The organism is Thermoactinomyces sp. CICC 10735, assembly GCF_016055175.1.
GTDB classification, from domain to species: Bacteria; Bacillota; Bacilli; order Thermoactinomycetales; family Thermoactinomycetaceae; genus Thermoactinomyces; species Thermoactinomyces vulgaris.
This window is the reverse complement of the sequence record NZ_JAECVT010000001.1, coordinates 297,529-322,858: the sequence shown is the minus strand read 5'-3', so window position 1 is coordinate 322,858 and position 25,330 is coordinate 297,529. Positions and strand designations below refer to the sequence as shown.

30 protein-coding genes are annotated in these 25,330 nt (G+C 48.0%); 5 read left to right on the top strand and 25 right to left on the bottom strand.

What is annotated here, in order from left to right:
• Window positions 1-171 precede the first annotated feature (171 nt).
• From cas4 to I8U23_RS01660, 4 genes are all read right to left on the bottom strand, one after another.
• On the bottom strand, window positions 172-654 hold the full coding sequence (gene cas4 / locus I8U23_RS01675) for a CRISPR-associated protein Cas4 (RefSeq protein WP_049720063.1): 483 nt from the start codon (window positions 652-654) through the stop codon (window positions 172-174).
• On the bottom strand, window positions 654-923 hold the full coding sequence (locus I8U23_RS01670) for a hypothetical protein (protein WP_198050638.1): 270 nt from the start codon (window positions 921-923) through the stop codon (window positions 654-656). The genes cas4 and I8U23_RS01670 overlap by 1 nt, the downstream gene beginning before the upstream one ends.
• Window positions 924-1,050: 127 nt before the next feature.
• A complete protein-coding gene (gene trxB / locus I8U23_RS01665; protein ID WP_049720061.1) occupies window positions 1,051-2,001 on the bottom strand; it encodes a thioredoxin-disulfide reductase in 951 nt (316 codons plus the stop codon).
• Window positions 2,002-2,141: 140 nt separating this feature from the next.
• Complete coding sequence (locus I8U23_RS01660) at window positions 2,142-2,774, bottom strand: DsbA family oxidoreductase (protein WP_198050637.1); 633 nt, start codon at window positions 2,772-2,774, stop codon at window positions 2,142-2,144.
• A gap of 155 nt (window positions 2,775-2,929) precedes the next feature.
• Between I8U23_RS01660 and I8U23_RS01655 the strand changes: the two genes are divergently transcribed.
• Together I8U23_RS01655 and I8U23_RS01650 are read left to right on the top strand one after the other, a co-directional pair.
• Window positions 2,930-3,652 carry a pseudouridine synthase gene (locus tag I8U23_RS01655; protein WP_037995498.1) on the top strand — a complete coding sequence of 241 codons (723 nt, stop codon included), beginning with the start codon at window positions 2,930-2,932 and terminating at the stop codon, window positions 3,650-3,652.
• Between the two features lie 168 nt (window positions 3,653-3,820).
• A complete protein-coding gene (locus I8U23_RS01650) occupies window positions 3,821-5,185 on the top strand; it encodes an amino acid permease (protein WP_198050636.1) in 1,365 nt (454 codons plus the stop codon).
• Window positions 5,186-5,635: 450 nt separating this feature from the next.
• On the opposite strand, the gene I8U23_RS01645 is transcribed toward I8U23_RS01650, so the two are convergent.
• Window positions 5,636-6,058 carry a helix-turn-helix transcriptional regulator gene (locus I8U23_RS01645; protein ID WP_037995434.1) on the bottom strand — a complete coding sequence of 141 codons (423 nt, stop codon included), beginning with the start codon at window positions 6,056-6,058 and terminating at the stop codon, window positions 5,636-5,638.
• A 273-nt stretch (window positions 6,059-6,331) separates the two neighbouring features.
• Here I8U23_RS01645 and I8U23_RS01640 point away from each other — a divergent pair, with 273 nt between their 5' ends.
• Together I8U23_RS01640 and I8U23_RS01635 are read left to right on the top strand one after the other, a co-directional pair.
• Entirely contained in the window at window positions 6,332-7,342 is a 1,011-nt protein-coding gene (locus tag I8U23_RS01640) for a gluzincin family metallopeptidase (protein WP_049720056.1), read from the top strand.
• Between the two features lie 170 nt (window positions 7,343-7,512).
• On the top strand, window positions 7,513-8,757 hold the full coding sequence (locus I8U23_RS01635; RefSeq protein WP_198050635.1) for a YeeE/YedE family protein: 1,245 nt from the start codon (window positions 7,513-7,515) through the stop codon (window positions 8,755-8,757).
• 71 nt (window positions 8,758-8,828) lie between these two features.
• On the opposite strand, the gene I8U23_RS01630 is transcribed toward I8U23_RS01635, so the two are convergent.
• Window positions 8,829-9,104, bottom strand: coding sequence for an Mpo1-like protein (locus I8U23_RS01630; RefSeq protein ID WP_037995438.1), 276 nt, complete (start codon window positions 9,102-9,104; stop codon window positions 8,829-8,831).
• Window positions 9,105-9,228: 124 nt separating this feature from the next.
• Here I8U23_RS01630 and I8U23_RS01625 point away from each other — a divergent pair, with 124 nt between their 5' ends.
• A complete protein-coding gene (locus I8U23_RS01625; RefSeq protein ID WP_037995440.1) occupies window positions 9,229-9,582 on the top strand; it encodes a hypothetical protein in 354 nt (117 codons plus the stop codon).
• Here the strand turns inward: I8U23_RS01625 and ku are convergent.
• The 19 genes from ku to dapB all read right to left on the bottom strand — a co-directional run bounded on the left by ku (window position 9,579) and on the right by dapB (window position 25,329).
• Window positions 9,579-10,382, bottom strand: a complete 804-nt coding sequence (gene ku / locus I8U23_RS01620) for a non-homologous end joining protein Ku (protein ID WP_049720054.1) — start codon at window positions 10,380-10,382, stop codon at window positions 9,579-9,581. The two genes, I8U23_RS01625 and ku, sit on opposite strands and share 4 nt — an antisense overlap.
• A 10-nt stretch (window positions 10,383-10,392) precedes the next feature.
• A complete protein-coding gene (locus tag I8U23_RS01615; RefSeq protein ID WP_131470931.1) occupies window positions 10,393-11,769 on the bottom strand; it encodes a tetratricopeptide repeat protein in 1,377 nt (458 codons plus the stop codon).
• A gap of 152 nt (window positions 11,770-11,921) precedes the next feature.
• Entirely contained in the window at window positions 11,922-12,305 is a 384-nt protein-coding gene (panD, locus tag I8U23_RS01610) for an aspartate 1-decarboxylase (RefSeq protein ID WP_049720052.1), read from the bottom strand.
• Window positions 12,306-12,308: 3 nt separating this feature from the next.
• Window positions 12,309-13,160: a pantoate--beta-alanine ligase gene (panC, locus tag I8U23_RS01605; protein WP_049720051.1), complete on the bottom strand. Its 852-nt coding sequence runs from the start codon at window positions 13,158-13,160 to the stop codon at window positions 12,309-12,311.
• Entirely contained in the window at window positions 13,157-14,020 is an 864-nt protein-coding gene (gene panB / locus I8U23_RS01600; protein ID WP_049720050.1) for a 3-methyl-2-oxobutanoate hydroxymethyltransferase, read from the bottom strand. Before panB ends, panC begins: the two co-directional genes overlap by 4 nt.
• A 290-nt stretch (window positions 14,021-14,310) precedes the next feature.
• Window positions 14,311-15,495 carry a NupC/NupG family nucleoside CNT transporter gene (locus I8U23_RS01595; protein ID WP_049720049.1) on the bottom strand — a complete coding sequence of 395 codons (1,185 nt, stop codon included), beginning with the start codon at window positions 15,493-15,495 and terminating at the stop codon, window positions 14,311-14,313.
• Window positions 15,496-15,656: 161 nt separating this feature from the next.
• Window positions 15,657-15,824, bottom strand: a complete 168-nt coding sequence (locus I8U23_RS01590; RefSeq protein ID WP_165489747.1) for a hypothetical protein — start codon at window positions 15,822-15,824, stop codon at window positions 15,657-15,659.
• 19 nt (window positions 15,825-15,843) lie between these two features.
• Window positions 15,844-16,356, bottom strand: a complete 513-nt coding sequence (locus tag I8U23_RS01585; protein WP_049720048.1) for a hypothetical protein — start codon at window positions 16,354-16,356, stop codon at window positions 15,844-15,846.
• Window positions 16,331-17,005 (bottom strand): hypothetical protein, encoded by a 675-nt coding sequence (locus I8U23_RS01580; RefSeq protein WP_049720047.1) that lies wholly within the window; start codon window positions 17,003-17,005, stop codon window positions 16,331-16,333. Before I8U23_RS01580 ends, I8U23_RS01585 begins: the two co-directional genes overlap by 26 nt.
• Window positions 17,002-17,535 (bottom strand): hypothetical protein, encoded by a 534-nt coding sequence (locus tag I8U23_RS01575; RefSeq protein ID WP_198050634.1) that lies wholly within the window; start codon window positions 17,533-17,535, stop codon window positions 17,002-17,004. The genes I8U23_RS01580 and I8U23_RS01575 overlap by 4 nt, the downstream gene beginning before the upstream one ends.
• 2 nt (window positions 17,536-17,537) lie before the next feature.
• Entirely contained in the window at window positions 17,538-18,041 is a 504-nt protein-coding gene (locus I8U23_RS01570; protein WP_198050633.1) for a coiled-coil domain-containing protein, read from the bottom strand.
• A 12-nt stretch (window positions 18,042-18,053) separates the two neighbouring features.
• Window positions 18,054-18,596, bottom strand: a complete 543-nt coding sequence (locus I8U23_RS01565) for a hypothetical protein (protein WP_049720045.1) — start codon at window positions 18,594-18,596, stop codon at window positions 18,054-18,056.
• A gap of 5 nt (window positions 18,597-18,601) precedes the next feature.
• The gene (locus I8U23_RS01560; protein ID WP_198050632.1) at window positions 18,602-19,240 is read right to left on the bottom strand and encodes a TetR/AcrR family transcriptional regulator; all 639 of its coding nucleotides are present in this window, start codon (window positions 19,238-19,240) and stop codon (window positions 18,602-18,604) included.
• A 163-nt stretch (window positions 19,241-19,403) separates the two neighbouring features.
• Entirely contained in the window at window positions 19,404-20,381 is a 978-nt protein-coding gene (locus I8U23_RS01555; protein WP_198050631.1) for a biotin--[acetyl-CoA-carboxylase] ligase, read from the bottom strand.
• On the bottom strand, window positions 20,359-21,594 hold the full coding sequence (locus I8U23_RS01550; RefSeq protein ID WP_049720013.1) for a CCA tRNA nucleotidyltransferase: 1,236 nt from the start codon (window positions 21,592-21,594) through the stop codon (window positions 20,359-20,361). Before I8U23_RS01550 ends, I8U23_RS01555 begins: the two co-directional genes overlap by 23 nt.
• Before the next feature lie 14 nt (window positions 21,595-21,608).
• Window positions 21,609-22,733: an N-acetyl-alpha-D-glucosaminyl L-malate synthase BshA gene (gene bshA / locus I8U23_RS01545; RefSeq protein ID WP_049720012.1), complete on the bottom strand. Its 1,125-nt coding sequence runs from the start codon at window positions 22,731-22,733 to the stop codon at window positions 21,609-21,611.
• Window positions 22,734-22,751: 18 nt separating this feature from the next.
• The gene (bshB1, locus tag I8U23_RS01540) at window positions 22,752-23,453 is read right to left on the bottom strand and encodes a bacillithiol biosynthesis deacetylase BshB1 (protein ID WP_037995464.1); all 702 of its coding nucleotides are present in this window, start codon (window positions 23,451-23,453) and stop codon (window positions 22,752-22,754) included.
• A 61-nt stretch (window positions 23,454-23,514) separates the two neighbouring features.
• Window positions 23,515-24,510, bottom strand: a complete 996-nt coding sequence (locus I8U23_RS01535; protein ID WP_049720011.1) for a 1-aminocyclopropane-1-carboxylate deaminase/D-cysteine desulfhydrase — start codon at window positions 24,508-24,510, stop codon at window positions 23,515-23,517.
• A gap of 18 nt (window positions 24,511-24,528) precedes the next feature.
• Window positions 24,529-25,329 (bottom strand): 4-hydroxy-tetrahydrodipicolinate reductase, encoded by an 801-nt coding sequence (gene dapB, locus I8U23_RS01530; protein ID WP_049720010.1) that lies wholly within the window; start codon window positions 25,327-25,329, stop codon window positions 24,529-24,531.
• Window position 25,330: the final 1 nt, after the last annotated feature.

The following is a 25,330-nucleotide window of genomic DNA, read 5'->3' as shown; positions in this document are numbered from 1 at the left end:
TCGGCATGTTTTTTTATTGCAATCCCTGCAAATACATGAATTTAACATTTATTCATGGCATTCATCATTTGTTTTGTTTTTTCTTTTTTGAGCGTTTTGTCTGTGTTGCAAACTTGTTTTCGATTTTCCAAGGACAAAAAAGGGTCCGCTTCTTTTCCCATCCCCCGTTTTCTACACTTTGGTGCAGGAAACTTTGTAGAATTCACATTGCCGGCATTTTGGCATATAAATGTTCACCCGGGTTTCATTTGTCTGCTCCACTTCCCGCATCTGTTGAATGACTGTCAATAATTGTTCCTTTAATTGCGGAGTCCACTCCACCTTGCACACCCGGTTTTGATAGCGGATTTCCCCCCGGATTTTTTTCGCTTGATATGTTTCCTCCACAAGCAAAAAATAAGCAGCCAATTGCAACCGGTCGCCGTCATAGGGGTGTGTCCTTTTTAACATTCCTGATTTGTATTCCACCACGAAATAAGTTCCGTCCTTCATTTTCCAGATCTCGTCAGGCTTGCCCCGGATGCCCCATTTTTTGTTGACCAGAACTTTCCCCGCACCGGTTGCGTCTGAATACACCAAACTTCTTTTGGATTTTAAGAAAAACCGTAAAAAAATCAACAGGAAAACCAGCAAAACAGAGAGGAACATGGCCATCAAGCATTCATCACCGTCCAAATCACGAACAACAGGATGATGACAACCAACACCGCCACTGCCCAATCCGTTCCTTTCGTTTTCACCCACACCGAAACGGCTTTCTTCCGGTGGTAACGCTTCCCTTTTTGAAAGAGTTGTTTTTTGGTTTTCAACTTTTGTTCGTCTGCTTCGACCAGCCCTTGCCGGTGCAATTTGGCCAGTCTCCATTGCTCGGGACAATAACAAAACTGATTAATTTCCTTTGCAGTGATCCACCTCTTTTTCAATCCGGATATCCCCTTCTTTTTGCCATTCTTTTTGTTATATTTTACCAAATTTTCTGTATCTTTTAAATAAAAAACACCCCTTCCCCGTCGAATGTTTCAAGGAAAGGGTGATGAATCCACTTCATTTTTATTTCAGCGACCGGCTCCAGTCTTGTGCGGCATTCCCTTCCAAAAAGCGTTCACAATCGAGTGCTGCCATACAACCGCTTCCGGCCGCCGTGATCGCCTGACGGTAAACGCGGTCTTGCACATCCCCGCAGGCAAAAACACCGGGGACATTGGTTTGCGTCGTTCCAGGCTTCACTTGGACGTAACCCAACTCATCCAAATCAATTTGCCCTTGAAGGAAGCCGGTGTTGGGTTGGTGCCCGATGGCAACGAAAATACCGTCTGCTTCCAGAATTTCTTCTTCCCCTGTTTCGTTATTTTTCACCTTTAATCCTTTGACTCCTTGTTCCCCACGGATCACTTCCACCGGTGTCCGGTTCATGGCCCACTTGATCTTCTCGTTTTGCCGTGCCCGGTCCTGCATGATTTTGGATGCCCGCAATTCATTGCGCCGGTGAACAATGGTGACTTCCGATGCAAAACGGGTCAGGAAAGTGGCCTCTTCCATCGCGGAATCGCCGCCGCCTACAACCAGCAATTTTTTGCCGCGGAAGAAGAAGCCGTCGCATGTCGCACAAGTGCTCACGCCCATCCCGATGCTTTCTTTTTCGCCGGGAATTCCCAACAATTTGGCCGTTGCCCCCGTAGAGATAATGAGCGCAGACGTTTCAATCACTTCATCTTCTCCAAGAAACAATTGAAAAGGACGCTTGGACAAGTCGACCTTTTTCACCCAGCCGCGTTTGAAGGTGGCTCCAAAACGTTCGGCCTGCTTTCGCATATTATCCATCAATTCCGGGCCCATGATTCCGTCCGGAAAGCCCGGAAAATTTTCCACTTCCGTCGTGGTCGTCAGTTGTCCGCCCGGTTCAGGCCCTTCAATCACCAACGGTTCCATGTTGGCGCGAGCCAGATAAATGGCTGCGGTCAACCCTGCCGGACCGGTTCCCAATACAATCACTTTTTGCATGTTGTTTACCCCCTGTTCACAATGATGATCTATGTCACATATGTAACCTTCAATGATTACAGCATCCCTTCATATTGTAATTGAAATTTCGCCATGAAGCCAAACGGATTTCCGGCCTCCTCTTTGAAAACTCTCCTTGTTCAGGATGCTTTCACTTCCTGGAATGCCCGCAAAAAATTATCTTTGGGATGCGCCCCGGCCATGGCCAACCGGCCCTGGATAATAAAAAAAGGAATGCTTTGAATCCCTGAATTCCCGGCCCGTTCCAAATCTTTTTCGACTTCGTGCCGGATGTTCTCGTCCAAAAGCGCCTCCCTCGCCTCATTCGGATCATATCCCACGGATTCAGCGATCCCGGTCAACACATCCATATCACCAATATTATGCCCTTCTTCAAAAAAAGCCTGATACAATTTTTCAGCCATCTGCGTTTTCTTACCGGGATCGGTCCACTTCAGGAGCATATGAGGCGCCATGGTGTTGGGAAGCCACTCAATCCGGTCAAACCTGAATTTCAAACCGACAGGGGCCCCGGCTCTTGAAATCTGTTCCAATGCCTGATAAGCCCTCGACATGTTTCCCATTTTGCGCACCATCATATCCATAAACAAAACGCCACGGGGCGGGATCTCCGGATATAACATATACGAACGGTATTTAATTTCAAACGGTTCGCCGGATTGTTCCGTCCATTCCTGTATGGCATCTTTGAGATTTTTATGGCCGATCCGGCACCAAGGACAGGTCAAATCATGATAAACCTCAATATCCATTTTGTCTCTCCTTTGAAATCACACAACTGCAAACTCCAGTATATCACAAGAAAAAAATATTAGATACGATACCAAAGTAAGCATCAGACTGCATGGAAGCCCGCCCTTGTGCTATTATGTTTTTTGTGAATCAAGAGAAAGAGAGCGTGAATCAGATGAAAAAGAAAAGCCAACGCTTGGATAAAGTCCTGTCCCATGTGGGGATCGGAACCCGCAAAGAAATCAAAAAACTGGTAAAAGCCGGCCGGGTCAGAGTCAATGATGAACCCGCAACCAACCCAGGCATGCATGTGTTCCCCTTTGAAGATCAAATTGAAGTCGATCACCAACCGATTTTGTACCGGGAACATATCTATTTAATGATGAATAAACCGCAAGGAGTCCTGTCTGCAACCGAAGATGCCTTTCAGGAAGTGGTGACGGATCTGTTGGAACCGGAACACCGCGTTTTCTCGCCGTTTCCGGTCGGACGGTTGGATAAAGACACCGAAGGTTTACTGTTGATGACAAGCGACGGAAAACTGGCACACCAGCTTTTGTCTCCCAAAAAACACATTCCGAAAGTGTACGTTGCTGACATCGAAGGAGAAGTGACAGAAAACGATATCCACGCATTTCAAACGGGAATTACATTGGAAGACGGTTACACAACCATGCCGGGGGATCTTCACATCCTGCATGCCGGCCCCCAATCCACCGTCGAAATCACCATCTATGAAGGAAAATTTCACCAGATCAAAAGAATGTTCCGGGCCCTTGGGAAAAAGGTGCTGAATTTGAAACGAATCCGCATGGGTTCATTGGAACTGGATCCGGACTTGGCTCCCGGAGAATACCGTGAATTAACAACGGGAGAATTGAACAAATTAATCAAATAATAATTGGTCAAAAACAACTTAAGCTTGGTGATCCAATGGATCACCCACCCCTCCGCCAGAACCCCAAGGTCATCGATTCAGTTGAAAACGCTAACAAATTCATTTACAATGTTCTATATCAAACATTCATTATACTAATACAATCATTTATTTCAAGGAGGCAACTTAATGGATAGCAAAAAAAACAATTCAGTCAATGAATTAGAAAGGGGGCTTGGTGACCGGCATATTCAATTGATCGCGATCGGCGGGGCCATCGGTGTCGGGCTTTTCCTCGGTTCAGCCCAGGCGATTCAAACAGCCGGACCTGCAATCATCCTCTCTTATGCACTTGGCGGGCTCATGATCTTTTTGGTAATGAGAGCTTTGGGGGAATTGGCCCTTTTTAAACCTGTTGCCGGATCCTTCAGCACCTACGCGACGGAATTTGTGGGACCCTGGGCCGGATTTGTCACCGGTTGGAATTACTGGTTTATGTGGGTGGTAACAGGAATGGCCGAAATTACCGCGGTGGGTGTTTATTTCCGTTACTGGTTTCCGGAAGTGCCGCAATGGATTCCTGCACTCGGGGCTCTTTTGGCTGTTTATATTGTCAACTTGATTACGGTGAAACTGTTTGGGGAAATCGAATTTTGGTTTGCTTTGATCAAGGTGGCCACCATTGTTGCCCTGATCATCATCGGTTTCATTATGATCACGACCGGTTGGGGCAATGGAGGGGAAGCCGTCGGCTTTTCAAACCTGTGGGCCAATGACGGGTTTATGCCCTTTGGCATCGCAGGTGTCCTGTTGGCCTTGCAAATGGTGATGTTCTCTTTCTTGGGAGTGGAACTGGTCGGAGTGACCGCCGGGGAAGCAAAAAATCCGGAGAAAACCCTTCCAAAAGCCATCAACAGTGTGATCTGGCGGATTTTGATATTCTATATCGGAGCCTTGGCCATCATCTTATCCCTGTATCCTTGGAACCAAATGAGTGGTGAAAACAGTCCTTTTGTGCTGATTTTCACAAAAGTCGGGATTCCCGCTGCCGCCGGCATCATTAACTTTGTTGTCCTCACGGCCGCTCTGTCTTCTTGTAACAGCGGAATCTTCAGCACCGGACGCATGCTTTACACACTGGCAAAAGACAGACATGCCCCACGCGCCTTGGGACAATTGAATTCAAGAAAGGTTCCGGCACGTGGTATCACGTTGTCTGCAGCGATCCTGCTGATCGGGGTACTGTTAAACTATGTCATTCCGGAGAAAGCCTTTTTATATATCACCAGCGTGGCCACTTTCGGTGCGCTTTGGACCTGGGGTATGATTCTTTATGCTCACTTAAAATTCCGTAAAAAAGCAGACCATGCAAAAGTCCATTTCAAAATGCCGGGTTATCCCGTCACCAACTGGATCGCCATTCTCTTCCTGGTCCTTGTGGCTTTCTTACTGTCCTTCAACCCTGAAACCCGGATTGCTTTGATTGTGGGGCCTGTTTGGCTCTTGATCTTGCTCATCAGCTATCAATTTGTGAAAAAAAGTACAGAAAAATAATTATGAATGAGGCTGCCTGTTCAGGCAGTTTTTTGTCCCTAATTAACATATTTTTCTAAATTATACATCTATTTTTGGTATAATAATAAAGAACAAACGATAAAGGAGTCCCTTTTATGTTGATCGCCTCCCTCCTTTACACCCTTCTTTTTTTGTCTGCAATGTTTTTTTCCCTCATGTCCATTCGGGCAGTGCTTGTAAACCTTCCGGTGATCCCCTGGATTTTGGGCCTTCTGGCGACAGGCAGTCTTTACATGTTCTTGGAATCCATCGAGGAGCTTTTTTTTTCGTTTTGACAGGACTGCCACGATCGGGAATCCTTTCTCCGTGCTTTCCATCAAAACGCCGGCGGATTCCCGATTATTCTGTAAATTTTGTTATTCGCCCGCAAACAGAATCCATCGTTCCCCGCTTTCCGGCACACGTTTTATCCTTCAGGCGGATCACAATTCACTGGCTGACTCTTTTTTCCGGAAGGGAGTCATATTTCCCCAGACCCAACATCCGGATATGCTCTTGAATCATTTCATCGTTGTAACCTTTGGCGCGCAATTCCTTGATTTTATTTTCCCGGCGCCGCAAAATATCTCTCATTTCTTTTTTGTCATATTCCCGGACGAGCTGTAATTGCTCCTCCTCCGTCGGCGGGATAAATTCATATAATTCATCCGGACGAACCCCGAGCAACCGGGCCATATGAAAAATCGTTTCCGGCCTAGGCATCGCCCCGCCCCGGGCCCACAAAGAAACCTGTTGCTTGCGAACCCCCAACGCCCGGGCCAAAGCGGTCTGACTCGGTTTTTTACCGCAGATTTTCCAACCTTCTTCCCTTCTTCTCATCAACACACTGTCAATGCGGGGAATCAGTTTCATTCATCATCCTCCTCTTCTTGTCAGATCCGCTCTTGCCGATCCTTCATCCTTTGAATTTGAGCAATATATTCATATTTTTAAGTTTAATATTTCTTGGGAAAATAATCAAAAAACAAACCGTGATTCCCTTGGGAAAATCCTGCACCAAACGCCCACCAATATAAAAGACGGCTGTTTCATTTAAGATTTCGACAAATTGCTGTAAAAAAGGGATATATCATTTTAATATAGAATATATTTCTTTGTATTGTTTTATGAAGGAGGACGCTTTCCATGAACCGGAGATCGATGAATGCCTTGGCACTGACCATCAGTATGGCTTTTTCACCTGCCTGGGCTTATGCCTATCCACAAGTTGCAAAGGCCAGCCAACCGGCCGGCACCTCGGTCCAACAGCTCCAACATTTCAATGAAAAAACGGAGACCGCACAAGTTCTGGGACCTTCATCCCCCCATTACCGGGCCAACCTTTTCTATGACAGCCAAAATCACCGCATTCAAGGCAAGCTGTCCGTCACTTTTACCAACCATCTGCAGCAGGAAATGCAAGAGGTGTACTTTCATCTCCGGGGAAATGCCAAAACTTATCAGCAAAAAGGCGGAAAAACAACCATCAACCAAGTCCAAGTCAATGGAAGAAAAGCCGGATTTCAAGTCAAAAACCACACCGCCCTCCATCTCACTGGTTTTCAACTTCCATCCAAACAAAGCGCAACGGTTTCCATGGACTTTGAGGTCAACATTCCTCATGACCAAGGCCGTTTTGGGTGGCATCACACCACAACTTCACTGGAAAATTGGTTGCCGGTGCTGGCTGTTTACGATCATGAGAAATGGAATGTGGACCCGTATTCTTCATATGGAGAAAGTTTTTATAATCTTCCCGGAAACTATGATCTGACTCTGACGACCGACAAACATCAAGTGATTGCCGCCACCGGGATCGAAATTGGATCGGCAAAGGTGCAAGGGAACTTGGCGACACACCGTTATCAAGCCAAACATGTCCGTGATTTTTCCATCCATATGGATCCCGGCTTTCAAGTGATTTCGGATCAAGTCCGGCACGTCAGGGTCAATGTATACTATACCAAAAAGCATGAAAAATACGCGGAAACCATGTTAGAAACCGCTGTGAACAATGTGGAATCATACATCAAAAAGCATGGAAACTATCCATGGCCGGAGTTAGATGTTGTCTGTACCGATGGCAGATTTGGAGAATGGGATTCCCCGCAACTGTTGATGGTTTCACAGGTTCACAATAATTCCCGCAAAATATAATCCGTGATCGCCCGTTGAAACGGGCATTCTTGCCCCGTAAAAATTTGGGGCCTTTAAACCGATTATTCCGGTTTCCAATTATGATTTTTCATGGTAATATATTGTACTCATAGGAATGATTTTTTTATCCCAAAAACCAACTATATTAATCGGAAAGGAAGTGATTGGGGATGGCCATGATCTCGACTTCATTGAAATCAACAACCCGTCCGGTCAATCCCTCTCCCTTGCCTTCGGTCCAAACCGGACTGGCATGGGCATCCGGATTGTTGTTTCTTCTTTTGGGATCGGTCATTTTATGGCAACAAGGCTCCCACCAAAGCCTTTTGTATGGAATCGGCTTTTTGTTGGGAATGACCTTGTATCATGCACGATTTGGATTTACTTCGGCATTCCGGCAACTCCTCACCGTCGGGCAAGGGCAAGGAATCCAGGCCCATATGGTGATGCTGTCGGTTGCCAGCATCCTTTTTGCCATCATCTTTGCAACAGGAGTCACTTGGACCGGTGCCGCTCCGCAACCCAACTTGTCTCCCGTCGGCACAGCCATGATTGTCGGCGCCTTTTTGTTCGGAATCGGGATGCAGTTGGGAGGGGCTTGCGCGTCCGGAACCTTATTCCATGTTGCCGGAGGACGATCCTCCTTGTTGCTGACCCTGACCGGATTTATCATCGGATCGGTTTTGGCCGCATGGAATTGGGATTTCTGGCAAGGGCTTCCCAGCTTCGGGGCGTTTTCTTTAGCCACCTCCACCGGTTGGGGATACGGACCGGCGTTGGTGGTCCAGCTGGCGGTTTGTGCGCTGATCTATCTTGCGGTCTCCTGGATTTCGAAAAAGAGAAACGCTCCCTTTCGGAAACCGGTTCCCACCACCCGGGGATGGAAACGGATCATCCGGGGTTCCTGGCCGCTATGGACGGCGGCGGTTCTGTTGGCTGTCTTAAACAGCCTGACTCTTTTCTTCAGCGGAAAACCGTGGGGAATCACTTCCGCCTTTGTGCTCTGGGGATCGAAAATTTTGCAAGCAACCGGAATCGATGTGGCTTCATGGAGTTATTGGTCCGGGGCAAACGAACAAGCTTTGAAAGAATCCGTCCTGGCGCACACCACCTCCATCATGGATTTTGGCATCATCTTCGGCGCTTTGTTTTCAGCCGCCATCAGCGGAACCTTTAAACTGCAAAAAATCACCCCCAAAGTGGCGGCCGCTTCTCTGATCGGCGGAATCATCATGGGATATGGCGCCCGTCTGGCATTTGGTTGCAACATTGGCGCTTATTTCAGCGGGATTGCCTCCTTCAGCCTGCACGGCTGGGTTTGGGCTGTCTTTGCATTATTGGGAAGTTATGTCGGCGTCAAATTGCGCCCGCTTTTTACATTAAAAAACCCGAAACCCACCGATCAATTTTGTTGATAAAAAAACGGCTCCCGCAAAAAGTGGGGAGCCGTTTTTTCTTCCGGCCGCCCGTTTTTCCGGCGCGGCGATTATTTGGTTTTGCGCAACAGCTTGCGCAAAAAATAATACGGACCGATGATTAAATAAAGCGGATTGGAGAAAAAAGTCGGTTTTTTTCCCTCAAACGCATGACCAATGAACTGAAACATCCATCCCGCCACAAACAACCCCAGTGCCCATTTCCAATGAAAGAAAAACAGGGGCAGCGAAATAATGATCATTGGAATGCCGATCATATGGGTTCCCCGATTGACCGGATGTTGATGATCTCGGCGGTATTTTTCCAACATTTCAGAAACTTTCATCAGTACCTGCCTTCCTTTTTTTCCTGATTACTCTTATTATAACAAAACATCCTGCAATCAATCAGTGATTCTATCGTTTGAGAAAAAGTCATATACATCTTAAAAACAAGAAAGAGGGATTTATATGAAGTGGATCCGTTCCTCACTTTTTCAACCCCTTCTTGCCATGATCGGCATCGCCGCCATGATGACCGGCGGTTTGTGGCTGGGAAAAACTCTCGTCCCGATTGATAAAGCCGTCTCTTCCTCTGCCGAACCCGAAACCGGAAACTTGACCCGGGTTGAATATGTGATGGAAAAAGTGGGATCCAAAAAGGTTGAGGCCGAGCCTGCCCTTTCGGCTCCCACCGGTGCAAACGGCTACTGGATTGTGGAACATTACCGCCAATATGAGTATCATTATGATGCCAACCATCGTTTTCTTTACAAAAACCCCACACAACATGAAACTTATCTGCGCTATTGGCATGCCCGTTAGGAAGAAGCTTTCTTCTTGCGGCCCCTTTTTTTCCCTTTCGTGGCATCGATACTGGCTTGCAGCGCTTCCATCAAATCGACCACTTTTTCCGGGCGGCGCTGCGGGGATTCGACGATTTCTTCATCGTTTATTTTCTTGTCGATGGCGGTTTGGACGGCTTCCCGGTATTCATCTTTGTATTTTTCGGGATCAAACTTAGTGGTCAATTGTTCAATCAATTGGGTCGCCATTTTTAATTCTTTTTCCGTCACTTTCGCATTGTCGGGCACATACGGAACTTCCTCGATGTTCCGGACTTCATCCGGATAGAAAATGGTCTCCATCACGAGGCAGGACCGGTAAATCCGGATCACGGCCAAGGATTGTTTGGAACGGATCGTCACCTTGGCCACCCCGATTTTCCCGGTTTCTTCCAAAGCTTTCCGAAGCAAGGCATAAGCCTTGTTGTTTTCATCCTGAGCCCCCAAATAGTAGGTTTTGTTAAAATAAATCGGATCAATTTCTTTTAACTCGACAAAATCCAAAATCTCAATGGCCTTGTCCGGATCCGGTGCAATGGCGTCCAACTCCTCTTTCTCGAGCACCACAAACTTTCCATCCGCGTATTCAAATCCTTTCACCACTTCATCCCAAGGAACTTCCCGCTGGCAATGCGGACAAGTCCGCACGGTTTTGATCGGTGTCCGGCATTCTTTGTGAAGGTAACGAAAACGAATGTCTTTGCTCTCGGTGGCAGCATACATTTTCACCGGGATATTGACAAGACCGAAACTGATCGATCCTTTCCACATGGTATGCATGACTCACACCTCATTTTTTTAAGGATAACTGACTCCAGCAATCACGGGTGGCATCCGGATGGCCTTCAATCAAATGGCAAATCCCTTCAAAAAACAACGGATCTTTCCAAGATGAAACCAACTTTTGAGCCTGGCGGAAATGCTGAATCGCTTCCTGGAGATCCCTTTTTTCCATCAAAGCCCTTCCTTTGTGATAATGCCCCATCGCCCGGATCGATGAATTCTCTTGTTGCAACAGCTTCTCGGCTAAATCGGCGGCTTCATTCACATTTCCGGTATGAATGGAAAGCCTGGAACGCACCGCCGTCCACACGGGTTCTTCCGCCACTTCATCCGGCAAGGCATTCAACGCCTTTTCCGCCCGGTGGTGATCATGGACATCCATACACATCCAAACATAAGCCAACAATAATCCCGAGTGTTTTGGAAACAAGGACAACCCTTTCTTGATCCAACTGAAAGCCTCATCCGATTTTCCGGTTAAAAATAGATTCCATGCCATTCCATGATAGGCTCCCGGATGCTTCGGATGTTTCGCGGCCAAACGCCGGTACCATTCCAAAGCTTTGTGCGGCAACCCCATTTCTTCATAATCATGAGCAATCGATTCCAACACATGCGGATGCTTGGTTTTTTCATAAGTTGCCAACCGCCAGAAAGAAACACTTCCCCATTCCTTGATCTCACGGTAGCAATGCGAAAGATAATACATGGACTCCCAATCATCCGGATTGGTCGACAAAGCCTGATAAAAACAAGGAATGGCTTCATGGTATTCCTTCAAACGGTAGTGGCAAACCCCCATATTGAACCAGGCGTCGCTGTGGTCCGACATAAGCTCCACCGTTTTTTTAAACTGACGGATTGCCGCGCGGTCATCTCCTTCCTTCACCGCAATACACCCCAGCATGTGGCGGGCAAAACCGGCAAACGCCTCATGCCTTGCCGTGTTGGCTATCAATTGGAATTGACGGCTCGCTTCGGTAAACTTTCCTTCATGGAAAAGCGTCAGTCCGTAATAAATCCGGCCCAATAAAAAATCCGGTTCATCATCGATGACCTTTTTGAAAATATTTCCCGCCTCTTGAAACATCGTGAGTCCGTAATATCCCTGTCCCTGGCGAAACTGCCGCACTGCCGATTCGTTTAACCAGAACTCTTCTTCAAACTCCTCGCCCAATGACGATAAACCGGGATATCTCTTCGTCAGTTCCGCCAATTGCTCTTCCACTTTTGCCCAGGCTTCCAACATCTCATCGCAAGAACGCTTGATTTCCATAAAGCGCCGGCGCCATACCGGCCGCTTGGATGCCGGGCTTTGGGAGTAATTTTTTTCAATCTCTTTGATCGCGGACTCCGCCCATTTCAGCCATTGTTGATGAACCATTTTTTCTCCTCCATCCACAACATCGTTTATGTAGTTAGCCTAACTCCGCGCCTCCTTTTCCATACCTTTTTTCACAAAAAAACTCCCGCCTCTTTGGTGCGGGAGTTTCAGACCGTTGATATTGAAGTGTTTAAAACGGGATGCGGCCCGGTTTACAAAATGACACCGTGAACCTCTTCCCCGATCAATTCCACAATCCGGTTGTTTTCATCCATGATGGCGATTTTCGGCTGATGTTTCCGTGCCTCTTCTTCTTCCAACATCACATAAGACATGATGATCACTTGATCTCCGGGTTGCACTTTGCGGGCAGCCGCTCCGTTTAAACAAATCACTCCGCTGCCTCTTTCTCCCGGAATCACATACGTCTCCAGACGGGCTCCGTTATTGTTGTTGACCACTTGGACTCTTTCATTGGGCAAAATGTCCACTTTCTCCAAGATTTCTTCATCAATCGTGATGCTGCCCACATAATTCAAATTGGCTTCCGTCACCGTGGCGCGATGAATTTTCCCTTTCATCATGAACCGGAACATGTTTCACTCCCCCTTTCCTTCATACAAAAAATTATCGATCAAACGCGTCTTTCCAAAGTGAACGGCCACCGCCACCAAGACCGGCGGGCGGTCCAACCGTTCCACCGGTTCCAATTTCGGATAACTCACCGCTTCCACATATTCGATGCGTGCCAGCGGCCGGGTTTCAATTTGTTCCGTAATAAACCGGATGGCATCGCGGGCTTCCACCAGTTCGCCTTTTTCCACCCGCTCTTTGGCTTGCTGTAAGGATTGGGAAATCACCAGCGCTTGTTCTCTTTCCTCCAGAGAGAGATAAACGTTTCGCGAACTCATGGCCAGGCCGTCTTCTTCACGGACGATCGGACAAGGGACAATCGTAACCGGAAAATGGAGATCCCGGACCATTTGTTCGATCACGGCCACTTGCTGGGCATCTTTCAAACCGAAATAAGCACGGTCCGGCTGAATGATATGAAACAGCTTGCTGACCACTGTGGCCACGCCTGCAAAATGACCGGGCCGGCTCTTTCCGCATAACCGTTCCGTCATTTGTTTCACATTCACTTGCGTCAGCGGTGTCTCCGGGTACATTTCCTTGACATCCGGATGAAAAATGAAGTCCACTCCGGCTTTTTCAGCCAGTTCGGCATCCCGGTCGAGATCCCGCGGATACCGGTCATAGTCTTCATTGGGGCCAAACTGCAAAGGGTTGACAAAAATGGACAGGACCACCACATCGTTTTCCTTCCTTGCCCGTTCCGCCAGACTGAGATGGCCTTGATGCAAAAAGCCCATGGTCGGCACAAAGCCGATCGATCCGGTTTGCTTTTTTAATTCCTTTCGCATTTCAGCGACCGTTTGGATGATTTTCATTGGTTCGTTTCTCCTCCACTGGATCCATATAACTCATGAATCAGTTCATCTTTTAAGTGAGTGACATGGTTCTCCGCCGGGAAGCTTCTCTCTTTCACCTCTTGCACATAAGCTGCAATCCCTTTCCGGATGACTTCCCCGGCATCTTGATAAACCTTGACGAAGGATGGCCGGAAGTCGCCGGCCATGGCCAACAAATCATGATACACCAAAACCTGGCCGTCGCAATGGCGTCCTGCACCGATCCCGATCACCGGAATCCCCACCTTTTTGGTCACCAGTTCCGCCAATTCTTCCGTAACACATTCCAACACGATTGCAAATGCTCCGGCTTCTTCCAACCGTTGCGCCGCATCAAGCAAACGTCTCGCCGCAGGCAAATCTTTTCCCTGGATCACATACCCGCCCAATTGATTCACGGATTGGGGGGTCAAACCGAGATGCCCCATCACGGGAATCCCTGCCATAGTTAAATTATTGACCTTGTCAACAATTTCGATGCCGCCTTCCATTTTCACCCCGTAAGCCAGTCCTTCCTGCATCAGGCGGGCTGCGCTTTTCAACACTTCCCCTTCCGGCAGATGGGCGGTTGCAAACGGCAGATCGGCAATGACCATTGCTTTTTTGGCTCCCCGGGTCACCGCTTTGGTATGATGCAACATGTCATCCAGCGTCACGGGGATGGTCGAATCATAGCCCAAAACCACCATTCCCAAAGAATCGCCCACCAGCAAAATATCGGCTCCCGCTTCCTCCGCCAGGCGCGCAGAAGGATAATCATAGGCTGTAATCATGGCGATCGGCTCTTGCTTTTGCTTCATGCCGAGCAACGTTCGCTTGGTCACTTTTTTTCCCGTCATCAAACTCCCTCCCAAATTTGGGCCCTTGGGCGAGAGAAAAAAACGCCTTTTATCGTCACCCATCCGAGACGAAAAAAGGCGCAGGTATCCGTTACCTTTCTGTCCCCGTCCCAATGGCTCGAAGCAGATTCATAAACTCCAATATTCACCTTTTGAAAAAACAGGAAAACGACAGTGCAACTCTTTCACAGATGTTGCCTATCTCTTTTAACGTATCGGATCTTCCTCCGGAATGCAATATTTTCATGAAAAAACCCAGCGAAAAAATCCGCTGGGCAAGGTTTTCCGTTTTAAATAAACAATCCGGTCATTGCCGCCGTCAGGAAGCTGGCCAAGGATGCGCCGAACAATAATTTCAAGCCGAAACCGGCCACCACCGGCATTTGTTTTTCAGAGATCGCTTTAAAGGTTCCGGCAATGATGCCAATGGAACTGAAGTTGGCAAAACTCACCAAATAAGTGGACACCACGGCAACCGTCTTTTCGCTTAATTTCGGAATCATATCCTGGAACTGGAGCATGGCGACGAATTCATTCAAAATGATTTTGGTTCCCATCACGCCGCCGGCCGTCACCGCTTCAGACACCGGAACACCGGAAATCACGGCAAACGGCATCAGGATATACCCCAAAATGTTTGGCAAGGTCAATCCGGTCAAGTTGGTGGTCACAAAGTTGATTCCTTCCATCAGCGCGATAAATGCGATCAACATCCCGGAAATGATGGCCACCAGTTTCACACCATCGGATGCCCCTTCCCCGATCACTTCAAACAACCCGCGGCGCCGGTCGTTGGAAATTTTAATCACATCTTTTTCGCTTTCCACATGCACCGGCAACAAGATGCAGGCGATAATCAGGGCACTGAACATATTGAGCGGCAATGCCACCAGCACATAGGTCGGAGGCAAGATGGTCATGTACGCTCCGATAATCGTCGAACTGACCGATCCCATCGCAGAGGCACAAAGCATATACAGCCGCTCGCGTTTCAACCCGTCCAGATGGGTGCGGATCGCCAGCAACGCTTCACTTTGTCCAAAAAAGATGGAGCTGACAGCATTAAAACTTTCCAATTTCGGAAGCCCGGTGATTTTGGAAACCACAGCCCCCACAACCCGGATCACCCAGGGCAAAATCCCGATCCAAGTCAGAACGGCCATAAATGCCGAGAAGAAAACAATGGGCAACAACACATCAATGACAAAGACTGTATCCACACCTTCCGGCTTTAATCCGCCCACCACAAAGTCGATCCCGGCATGGGCAAAATCGACCAGCTTTAAAATCCCGGCAGAAACGCCGTTAATGATGATGGCCCCGATCTGAGTGCTCAACATCCCCCAGGTCACAATCACCTGAAGAACCAACATAATACCGATGGCTTTGTAGTTGATTGCTTTTTTGTTTTCTGAAAACAACCATGCCACTCCCATCACGATAAAGATACCTATGATGCCTATATAGTCCATCATCGCGTTCTTCATTCCTTTCGGTTTTATGAAGCCAAAAATAACATTATCATTAAAGCAAATTTAACTAAACAAGTAAACCCTTTCAATAATATTTGAAATGAATGTTTCTTATATAACCATAAAAAAACCCGGATTTTAATAGGAATCCGGGTCCTTTGTGGTTAAAACAACAAACTGATTCCAGTTATTGCAAGATAAATCAGGTTGATGAAAATCAGCCTCCACAACCACTGAATCATCGGACGCTGCCGGATGACAGCATAGATTGCCATCGCTGCACAACCCACGGTTCCAAAAATATCCACCAAATATAGCATACTGAAAAACATGCCGGAAACTCCTTCGTGATCAAGGCAATAAACCAAGCCATGCCAGTTTTTTATTTAATTGATTTAATTCTTGAATCGATTGACGAGTAAGTTTGGATAAGTCCAATAAACTTCGATTCTCACGGTTTGACTGTTCGGAAATGGTTTGGCTCAACTGCTTGATTTCTTTGTTTTGAGAGGAAATTTCCCCTAATCCTTCATATACATTTTTGGTATATTCGTTCAATTCATCCAAGCCGGTGATAATCTTTTGTTCACTGGCATTCACCCGCCCGATTTTCTCATTCATATGATTCAGGCGCTTTTTCGTATCCGACAATTGTTGATTCATCTCTTGCATCACGGCGGCCGTTTGTGAAAGCGGGGCCAAATGCCGGTTTGTCTGTTCTGTCAACGCTCTGGAGCGGGAAATATTTTGGTAAACTTCTTCCATCACCAGGTTCGTATTTTTTTGGTTTACAATTTGTTGATAGGTACCGGCTCCAAATAAGATCAACAATACCGCATTAGCGATCAGCCATGGTATCCTCATGTGACTCCCCCCCTGTCGTCTGACCGGATCCGGAACCACTCAGGCCGATCTTTCTTTTGAGATCATCCAGCCATTCAACAATCCGCCGGATGAAACGCAAATTGTCATACGATTTGTTTAATTCCACCATCAAATCATCCATCAGCGGGTGAAGTTGCTGACTGTTTTTCCCGATGTCTCCGGTGACGGCTGCAACATTGCCCAAATCCCCGATCACTTGCTCCATCTGTCCGGATATTTCGTTTGTTCTTGCGGAAACTTGCCCCGTCAAGGCGGAGGTTTCCTTTTGCCGGATCAAGATTTCCTCCATCTTGTCGCGGGCGGATATATTTCCCTGCAATTGCGATTCAAGCTCCGAACGGATGCCTTGGTTGATCCGGATTTGTTGATCCGCCAATGTCAATTGCCGATCCAACACCCCCAAAGACTGCCCCGCTTGTTTGACCTGATCCTCCAAAGCTTCGGTCTCATCAATCATGCGGTCTGTCAATCCCACCAGATCTTTGGTGATTTGAAAAATGTTATACTTGGATAACGAAGTAAGCAATACATGGTCGCTGAACCCGCTTAAAAACGGCATGCTCAAAAGAACCAACAAAAGTCCGATCAATCCTGTCTTCACATGGTGCCGGTTCCATGATTTTTTCATTGTTCTTTCCCCCTGAGCGGAGGGATGAAATCCGTCTTGTCATTCATTTCTTCCAAATTTTTGTTGATTTCTTTTTGTGTCGATACCATATTGGCAAGTGACTGGCGGATTTTCTGATTGCTTTCTGCCATGGACTGCAAATACCCGGCACTGTTGGCAAGAGATGTCTTGATCCCGTTTAAGCCGGCCGTGGTGGCATTGGTCTCTTTTCCGATCCATTCAACATGATCCGCAATCGACGCCACCACTTGATCTAATTGGATCAACTCCCCCTCCAATTCCCCTGTGTTGTTTTGAATTTTCGTGATTTTATGTTGCAACTGATTTGTTTTTTGCTTGATGACAGCAATCGTTTCCAATTGTTTATTCATTTGCTCAGACTTTGCCGCCGATTGACCCAGCGTTTCTTTCATTTTTTTGGAATCGCTGGCAATGCGGTCCTGAAGCCCCAATTGCAGCCAAGTGTTTCCGGCAAGCACAATCAGCAAAACACAAGTTAATGCGGATAAACCCAATGATGATTTACTCATGCTCATTTCACTCCCGGAATTTTCCCGTTTAAGGATTCCGTCGACTCATTCAACCGCTTCATATGCTCCTGATCTTTTTGCGTCGCTTTGGATAATTGGCCCAATAATTGATCCAACTTTTTCAAATGCGGTTCCATCTCTGCCAGCGTTTGATTCACTTTTTCGATCTCTTTGCCGGTGTTGATGGAAGATTGGTAAGTTTGACGGTTCAAATCCAAACTTCCACTGATGTAATGGACCACTTCAGACAAAGAATCTAACGTTTTTCCCGTTTGTTGGATGGTTCCGTTCAAATCACCGTCCAATTGATCCAGCGTTTGAGTCATCCGGGTTAATTCCTCATTCTTTTGAATGATGTTTCCCTGCACCTGATTCAATTGTTGAACCGCTTTCAAATTTTTGTCCAAGCTGCTCTGGATCTTTTTCATCTGTTGGGTCATGGTGACACCGTTGATCAACAAAGCCGTCAGGCACAAGATCCCGAGCACTTGAATAATCCTCAGCATTTTCTCCCTCCTTTAAGGCAGAGAGTTTTTCACTTGTTCGGCCATCTCGGCAGCTTGTCCCAACTTTTTCTCCAATAACTCATTTTGCTGCAAGACTTCATTCAGATTGGCCTCGGTTTGTTCCGTGATTTTCTTCAATTGGCCCGCTTGCGTTGCCTGTTTTCCCCCGCTTTTGGAAATGGTGTCCATCTGCTTGGCCAACCGCTGGCTGAGACTGTGCAAGTTTTGGCTCAACGGGACTTGCTGGCCGGTAACCACCCGGATTTGATTCAGCTGTTCCACCTGGGCGCCGGCCAACTCTCCCACCCGGGCCAACTTTTGATTCACTTCTTTTGTTTTTCCCGATTGCTCTTCCAGCTTTCGGATCCCCTGAATGATCCCTTGATTTACATTGCCGAGTTGCTCTGTTCTTTCATGGATTTTGGCAAGGGTTCCACTTAAATCAAAGTCTTCAAACGATATCTCGGACCACGGGACTTTGGTGGCGGCGGCCCAACCTCCCCCGGCAAGGATCACAGCTGCAATCAAGCCGGAAACCACCCGCTTTTTCTGCAACCCTTTTACACCCCCTTTCCCGATTCTTCCCGCAAAATCTTGCTCAGCATTTTTTCCAAAATGGTTGCGATGTGATCCACGTCCGGCTGTTTATCTGACAACAGAGATTGGATCACCACTTGATGAATCGCCCCCACCATGGCATTGGAGATAATCCATTTCTCATTTTCTGTTTTAAGCATCATTAATTCCCTTTGGAAAATACCAGCAAAAAATCGCATCATCTCTTCACGTTTTTCCTGCAACTCCGGGACAAATCCGATGGTATCGATCAAAAGCAGCTTGGCCAGCTCCTGATATGTCAGACACATCCCGATATATTCCCTGATCGCCTGATAAGTCCGTTTTGCCGTTGTCGGGGGATAATCACGCAATTTCTTTTCCACGCGCCGGACCACTGCGCCTGAAACCAGATCGAAAAGATGGCTCAACACCGCTTTTTTATTGGGATAATGCTTGTAAAAGGTGGATTTGGATGCATGAGCCAATGCGACAATGTCACTCACCGTCGTGGCAACATAACCCCGTTTCGAAAGCGCTTTCGCAGCTGCCGACAAAATCCGCGCCTGCTGCTCTTTGAGACACACTTCCGTTTGAAAAAAATGGTCGATCGGCGATAATTCCTGCCCTTTGATTTCCGCCAAACGCTCCCCCCTCCAAACAGTACGTTGTCGTACTATTTAGATATATTATAATATAAAGTATATTATTAATAAATATAATAGACAAACATTATGGATATTTTATGTCAAAAAATAAAAAACGGACAAGAACGAGAAAAAACCTCGTCTGTCCGACATTCCATTTTTATTGCCATTCGATCTCCGCGGAATAAACCGGAACAACACCGGAAGAAGTCCGGATCAACAATGCCCCTTGTTCATTCAAGTGTTCCGCCAAACCGGTGATGGTGCTTTGCGTGGAACGGGCCGTGATCACTTGCCCCAGCATCCCCGCTTTTTCTTCCCATTTTTTGCGAATGGGGGAAAAACCTTTTTGCAAATAAAGGAAATACGTTTGTTCCAGTTCTTTTAACAATGCCGCCACCAAAGAGGCGCGGTGGATTTTGCGACCGGTCTCCATGGCAAGCGACGTTCCGACATTCACCAGCTCTTCCGGAAAATCTTTGGCTTCCGTGTTGACATTCATTCCAATCCCCATGATGACATAGTGTATCCGGTCCTGTTCCCCACGGATTTCCGTCAAAATCCCGCACACTTTTTTTCCTTGCACCAAGATATCATTGGGCCATTTTATTTTTGTCGGCAAATTCGTTTCTTTTGAGATGGCTTCCTGAACCCCCACCGACGCCAGCAGGGTTAATTGGGACGCCTCCGCCAGCGAAATGGGAGGTCGCAAAATCAGGCTCATCCAGATCCCCGACCTTGGTGGAGAATGCCAGGCTTTTCCCATCCTTCCACGCCCGTTCACCTGTTCCTCCGCGATTACGACGGCCCCTTCGGGAGCCCCGTCTTTTGCCCATTGATGAGCAATGTTTTGCGTGGAAGGCGTGGATTCGACATATCGGATTTCACACCCCAACCGCTCCGTCTGCAAATGGGGATAAATCTCTTCGGGAGCAACCCGGTCGGGGCGGTACCTTAACCGGTAGCCTTGTCGGGGTTTGGCCTCAATTTCATAGCCTTGTTTCCTCAGCTCTTCAATCTGTTTCCAAACGGCTGCGCGACTGCATCCGATCCGGCGGCTCAGTTCTTCACCTGACAAGGATTCGTCCGGATTCTCGACGAATAAGCGAACAATTTCATTTCTGATGGAGCGCTCCAATTTTACACCCTTCCTTCAGCAAAATTTCTTTCTCATTGGGAAGTTTTCCAAGTGCCACTTGTTCCAAAAGAACCTGCAGGACTTTACCAATCCACGGGCCTTTTTCCCATCCGCAGTGCCGGACGAAATCCCGGCCGCTTACCTTCAACTCCCGGGCTTGATGAATCTTCAGGCCGTTCCACCACTGTACAAGCTGTGAATCAGAAGGAATCCGCTGTGTGTCGGGGCCGGTCAGTTTGGCCAGATTTGCCGCGTTGGCCACAATCTCCGGCCCTTCTGCCAGCAAGAGACGGCACCAGTCTTCCCGGCTCATGGAATCAACCGGATCTTTCCACTGGGAAGCCAGCGAAAAACAAGCCGATATTTCTTTATTCTCCTTTTTGGAAAGCTTTAACTGGCGGAGCCGTTCTGCCAACTGATCCCGGCGGGTGCCGCATAAATGGAGCAGATACGCCCATCTCACCGTCCGGCTTTTCATCTGATCAATCCGTGGCGTTGCCTTCACCGCCTCATCCGGGAGATCCCACCGGCGAAAAGGAGGGAGGAAATGGATCAGGCGTGTTAGAAACAGAAGACGGAATCCTTGAGACACGGTATCGGCATCAAACATTTTGTTGAGTTCCGAAGTCACCCTTTCGACCGACAAATAGCTTCCCTTGTCCCGGTGCCGGCAGATGCCTTCTTCTGTCGCCGGATCCAAAACAAACCGGAATTGGTTGGCAAAGCGAATCGCCCTCAGCATCCGGAGTGCATCTTCCTGAAAACGTTCCGACGGATCGCCCACCGTGCGTATGATTCCTTCATCCAGATCTTTCCGCCCGCCAAAGTAGTCGATGATGCGGCCGTTTCGGTCCTTGGCCATGGCATTCATCGTAAAGTCCCGGCGTTTCAAATCCTCCTTCAACGATTGCACAAACTCCACTTTTTCCGGTTGCCGGTGATTAGAATATTTTCCATCGGTTCGGAACGTTGTCACCTCAACCGGGACTTTCTGTTCCACCACCATCACCGTTCCATGCCGGATTCCGGTCGGGATCACTTTTTCAAAGATCTCCATCACTTGTTCAGGCCGGGCATCAGTCGTCACATCATAATCTTGGGGAATCTTTCCCAAGCATTCGTCCCTGACGCATCCGCCAACCAAATAAGCTTGATAACCCGCTTGTTCCAGTTTCTCCATCACATGAAGCGCCGCCATTTTTCGATGGTCCATGGAAGATCACCAACTCACCCGTTAATCACCCGACGATAAATTTCTTCATATTGTTCAACGATCTTCATCCCGCTGAACACCGTTCTTGCTCTTTGCAGGCCCGCTTTTGCAAACGAATCATGCATCTCGGGATCCTGCAACAATTGAACGGCATAACCAGCCATTTCATCCACCGCGCCTACCGGGGACAAAAAACCGGTTTTCCCGTGTTCAACAACCTCCGGGATTCCTCCCGCATCAGATGCAACGGCCGGAACCCCGCAAGCCATGGCCTCCAGAATCACCAGACCAAAACTTTCCTTGGCAGAGGGAAGAAGCACCAAATCGGCCAGGGATATCAGCCGGGACACTTCATCCTGTTTTCCCAAAAAGATGACCCTGTCTTCCATCCCCCATTGTTTCACCTGATCAATCACCCGTGGAAGTTCGGGTCCTTCGCCCACCATCAACAACCGGGCCGGCACGGATTCACTCACCTTGCGGAAGATCTCAATCACATCCATCGGCCTTTTGACGGGACGAAAATTGGAGATGTGAAGCAACAGCTTTTCATCCGGATCCACATACTTTTTCCGAAGGTCGGAAACATCCCGCGGATAATACACCCTTGTATCAACAAAGTTGTAAATGCAGTCAATCCTCTTTTCGTAATCCTGACAAAAAAGGGATTTCGTTTGTTTGGCAAGATCCTCCGATACCGCCGTCACCGCATCACTCTGCCGGATTCCGAAACAAATAATGTCCCTCAGCGATGGATCTTCCCCCAACACGGTGATGTCGGTTCCGTGCAGGGTGGTGACGACCTTCAAATTTTCCCCCACCATTTGTTTGGCCAACACGGCGGCTATGGCATGCGGGACGGCATAATGAACATGAAGCAAGTCCAAATCATATGTTTTCGCCACTTGTGCCATCCGGCTGGCGAGCGACAAATCATAGGGCGGATACTTAAAAACCGCATACCGGTTGGCCTCAACCCCGTGATACCGGATATTTTGGTGAAAGTTTCCCAACCGGAAAGGCATGTCATATGTAATAAAGTGAATATCATGCCCTTTTTCGGCCAATAGTTTGCCCAGTTCGGTGGCTACCACGCCAGATCCCCCGTGTGACGGATAACAAGTAATCCCGATTCGCATCCAAATCCTCCTTCATCTTTAAAGAAAATCTTTTTTTACCGGATGAGGACTCACCAATCCTTCCCCATAGCGTGCACCGATTTGTTGCCCCCATAACTGATCCCGGCCTTGAATCATAGCCAAATATGCGGGCTGGTTCAGCGGGGTTTGAACCTGTCCTTCCCCGGGGGAAAACTGGCTGCGGTAGGCAAGCAAGGCTTGCTTTTTTAACTCGTAAACATCCGAAACGTCCACAACCACATCCGCTTCACCCATGTGATTAATAAAATAATAATAAACTTGCTCCACACGATGGGCTCCCTCGCCGCCAGGCGTTTCTTTCTTCCGGATGGCTGCGTCAAACACCGCTTCTGTGACCATTTTGCTGCACTGAACGTGATCCGGATGCCGGTCTTTCCAATAGGGGGCGAGCACCACACGGGGACGGAGCTTGCGGATCACCTGCGTCATTTTTGACAATTGTTCCTTGCTGCCGGTCAGCCCCCGGTCCGGGAAGCCCAGATAAATGCTTTTTTCCACTCCCAGGATCGCCTCGGCTTTCTTCGCTTCTTGTTTGCGAAGCTCCACCGTCCCGTTGGAAGAAAGCTCGGCATCCGTCAAATGACAAAAAGCAACAGAATAGCCGTTTTTTGTATGTTTTGCCACCAAGGCGCCCGCCCCGATTTCAATATCATCAGGATGAGCGCCAAATGCTAAAATATCAACGGTTGTAGTATTCACTTCACACCCTCTTTTCCTGTCTCATTTTTTATAAGTTCCCTGCTTGGTTTGGTGCTTGAAATCACGCTTCATCCTGTGAAAGGGAAGAAGCGTGGGTAAAGACAGCCGGAGTTCCGCCGGTGTGCCAAAATAACACGTGTTTATCCTTTAACAGCCCCTTCCGGGACCGGTCAATCAATCCCGACAGGGCTTTTCCCGTATAAACCGGATCGGCCATGATGCCTTCCAAACGCGCAAGCAGACGAATGGCTTCATTGCCGTCTTTGGACGGGACCCCGTATTTTTTCCCGATGTATTGATCAAACAATTTCAAAGCATCCATGGAAACCGACTGGTCATGACCCACCCATGACAACAATTGGGAAGTGAAATTCCGAATCTCTTGATATAAAGTCTCTTTCGATTCCCAAACGCTGATTCCCATCAATTTCGTTTTTTGCGGATATAAATGAATCCCGGCCAGCAATCCGGCAATCGTCCCGCCGGAACCGGCTGCCACATAAATTTCATCAAAAGGAGGAAGCTGTTTCTTTTCCCGCTGTTCCTCCAGCTCTCTCCAAGCGCGAAGGTAGCCGTAATCTCCGACCGGAGTCGATCCGCCGACCGGAATGGTGTAAGGTTTTTTCCCTTCTTTTTCCGCTTCGGCCGCTTTCTCTTTCATCGCCTGATACAAATTTTTTGATCCATAAACCCCTGTTGTGAACATGGTCGCTCCCATAATATGATTCAGCAGCAAGTTTCCTTGCCGCATCCCCATATGGCGACCGGCAAAACATAACCATGTCTCCATGCCGGCCTTATTGGCAACCGCAGCCGTCAGCCGGGCATGATTGGATTGGGGGCTGCCTCCGGTGATCACCAGATCACACCCCTTGGCCAAAGCATCCCCGATCAAATATTCCAATTTCCTGAGTTTATTTCCCCCAAACATCAGTCCCGTCAAATCATCCCGTTTGATCCATAAACTTTTCAACCCCAAGTGCTCTGCGAGACGAGGCAACGGTTCAAGCGGAGTAAAACCATCCAGGATTACAAAATGATTCATCGGATGAGGCACGGTTCCATTCTCCTTTGATCACAACTCCAAGATATTTTCCAAACCGTAGACCAGCTTGTCCAACGTCATCACTTTTTCAATCGCCAATTTCACGCCCGGCATGAACGATTCCCGGTCGAAAGAGTCATGCCTTACCGTCAGCAATTGCCCATCGCCGCCAAACATCACTTCCTGGTGAGCGACCAATCCGGGCAACCGGACACTGTGAATCCGGAAACCGCCGACATAAGCGCCCCGGGCCCCTTCGAGCAACTCTTTTTCTTCCGGATGTCCTTGTTTTAATTCAACCCGGCTTCTCTGAATCATCTCGGCTGTTTTGACCGCCGTTCCCGAGGGGGCGTCCAGTTTCCGGTCATGATGGGATTCCACAATTTCCACATGGGGTAAATATTTCGCCGCTTTTTGCGCAAAAACCATCATCAATACAGCACCAATGGCAAAATTGGGAGCAATGATCGCACCCACCCCGGTTTGTTCACTCATTTCCCGGAGGGATTTTATATCCGATTCAGACAACCCGCTGGTTCCCACCACCGGACGAACGCCCGCCTCCATGGCGAGTTCCATATTTTCTTTCACCACTTCCGGTGTCGTAAAGTCCACCAATACATCCGCCCGGGTTTTACTGATGGCTTCGAGTGTGGAGGAAACAAAGGAGACCCCCAACGGCCCGATTCCAATCACTTCTCCGACATCCTTTCCCGCGTGGGTTCGGGATGTGGCACCGACCAGTTCCAAGTCTTCGGTTTTTGTTAACATCTTCACAACTTCCCGTCCCATTCTTCCGCTTGCTCCGGCTACGATGACTCGAATCTTCATG

Excerpts from the sequence above, each read along its gene's own strand:
- I8U23_RS01570 (WP_198050633.1), bottom strand. The coding sequence starts at position 18,041 with ATGCTGAGGATTATTCAAGTGCTCGGGATCTTGTGCCTGACGGCTTTG.
- trxB (WP_049720061.1), bottom strand. The coding sequence starts at position 2,001 with ATGCAAAAAGTGATTGTATTGGGAACCGGTCCGGCAGGGTTGACCGCA.
- I8U23_RS01645 (WP_037995434.1), bottom strand. The coding sequence starts at position 6,058 with ATGAAACTGATTCCCCGCATTGACAGTGTGTTGATGAGAAGAAGGGAA.
- I8U23_RS01640 (WP_049720056.1), top strand. The coding sequence starts at position 6,332 with ATGAACCGGAGATCGATGAATGCCTTGGCACTGACCATCAGTATGGCT.
- bshA (WP_049720012.1), bottom strand. The coding sequence starts at position 22,733 with ATGCGAATCGGGATTACTTGTTATCCGTCACACGGGGGATCTGGCGTG.
- cas4 (WP_049720063.1), bottom strand. The coding sequence starts at position 654 with ATGGCCATGTTCCTCTCTGTTTTGCTGGTTTTCCTGTTGATTTTTTTA.
- panC (WP_049720051.1), bottom strand. The coding sequence starts at position 13,160 with ATGAAAATCATCCAAACGGTCGCTGAAATGCGAAAGGAATTAAAAAAG.
- I8U23_RS01550 (WP_049720013.1), bottom strand. The coding sequence starts at position 21,594 with ATGGACCATCGAAAAATGGCGGCGCTTCATGTGATGGAGAAACTGGAA.
- I8U23_RS01635 (WP_198050635.1), top strand. The coding sequence starts at position 7,513 with ATGGCCATGATCTCGACTTCATTGAAATCAACAACCCGTCCGGTCAAT.
- panD (WP_049720052.1), bottom strand. The coding sequence starts at position 12,305 with ATGTTCCGGTTCATGATGAAAGGGAAAATTCATCGCGCCACGGTGACG.
- I8U23_RS01660 (WP_198050637.1), bottom strand. The coding sequence starts at position 2,774 with ATGGATATTGAGGTTTATCATGATTTGACCTGTCCTTGGTGCCGGATC.
- I8U23_RS01650 (WP_198050636.1), top strand. The coding sequence starts at position 3,821 with ATGGATAGCAAAAAAAACAATTCAGTCAATGAATTAGAAAGGGGGCTT.
- dapB (WP_049720010.1), bottom strand. The coding sequence starts at position 25,329 with ATGAAGATTCGAGTCATCGTAGCCGGAGCAAGCGGAAGAATGGGACGG.
- I8U23_RS01595 (WP_049720049.1), bottom strand. The coding sequence starts at position 15,495 with ATGATGGACTATATAGGCATCATAGGTATCTTTATCGTGATGGGAGTG.
- I8U23_RS01655 (WP_037995498.1), top strand. The coding sequence starts at position 2,930 with ATGAAAAAGAAAAGCCAACGCTTGGATAAAGTCCTGTCCCATGTGGGG.
- I8U23_RS01580 (WP_049720047.1), bottom strand. The coding sequence starts at position 17,005 with ATGAAAAAATCATGGAACCGGCACCATGTGAAGACAGGATTGATCGGA.
- ku (WP_049720054.1), bottom strand. The coding sequence starts at position 10,382 with ATGCATACCATGTGGAAAGGATCGATCAGTTTCGGTCTTGTCAATATC.
- I8U23_RS01615 (WP_131470931.1), bottom strand. The coding sequence starts at position 11,769 with ATGGTTCATCAACAATGGCTGAAATGGGCGGAGTCCGCGATCAAAGAG.
- panB (WP_049720050.1), bottom strand. The coding sequence starts at position 14,020 with ATGACGGGAAAAAAAGTGACCAAGCGAACGTTGCTCGGCATGAAGCAA.
- I8U23_RS01590 (WP_165489747.1), bottom strand. The coding sequence starts at position 15,824 with ATGTTTTTCAGTATGCTATATTTGGTGGATATTTTTGGAACCGTGGGT.
- I8U23_RS01575 (WP_198050634.1), bottom strand. The coding sequence starts at position 17,535 with ATGAGTAAATCATCATTGGGTTTATCCGCATTAACTTGTGTTTTGCTG.
- I8U23_RS01630 (WP_037995438.1), bottom strand. The coding sequence starts at position 9,104 with ATGAAAGTTTCTGAAATGTTGGAAAAATACCGCCGAGATCATCAACAT.
- I8U23_RS01585 (WP_049720048.1), bottom strand. The coding sequence starts at position 16,356 with ATGAGGATACCATGGCTGATCGCTAATGCGGTATTGTTGATCTTATTT.
- I8U23_RS01625 (WP_037995440.1), top strand. The coding sequence starts at position 9,229 with ATGAAGTGGATCCGTTCCTCACTTTTTCAACCCCTTCTTGCCATGATC.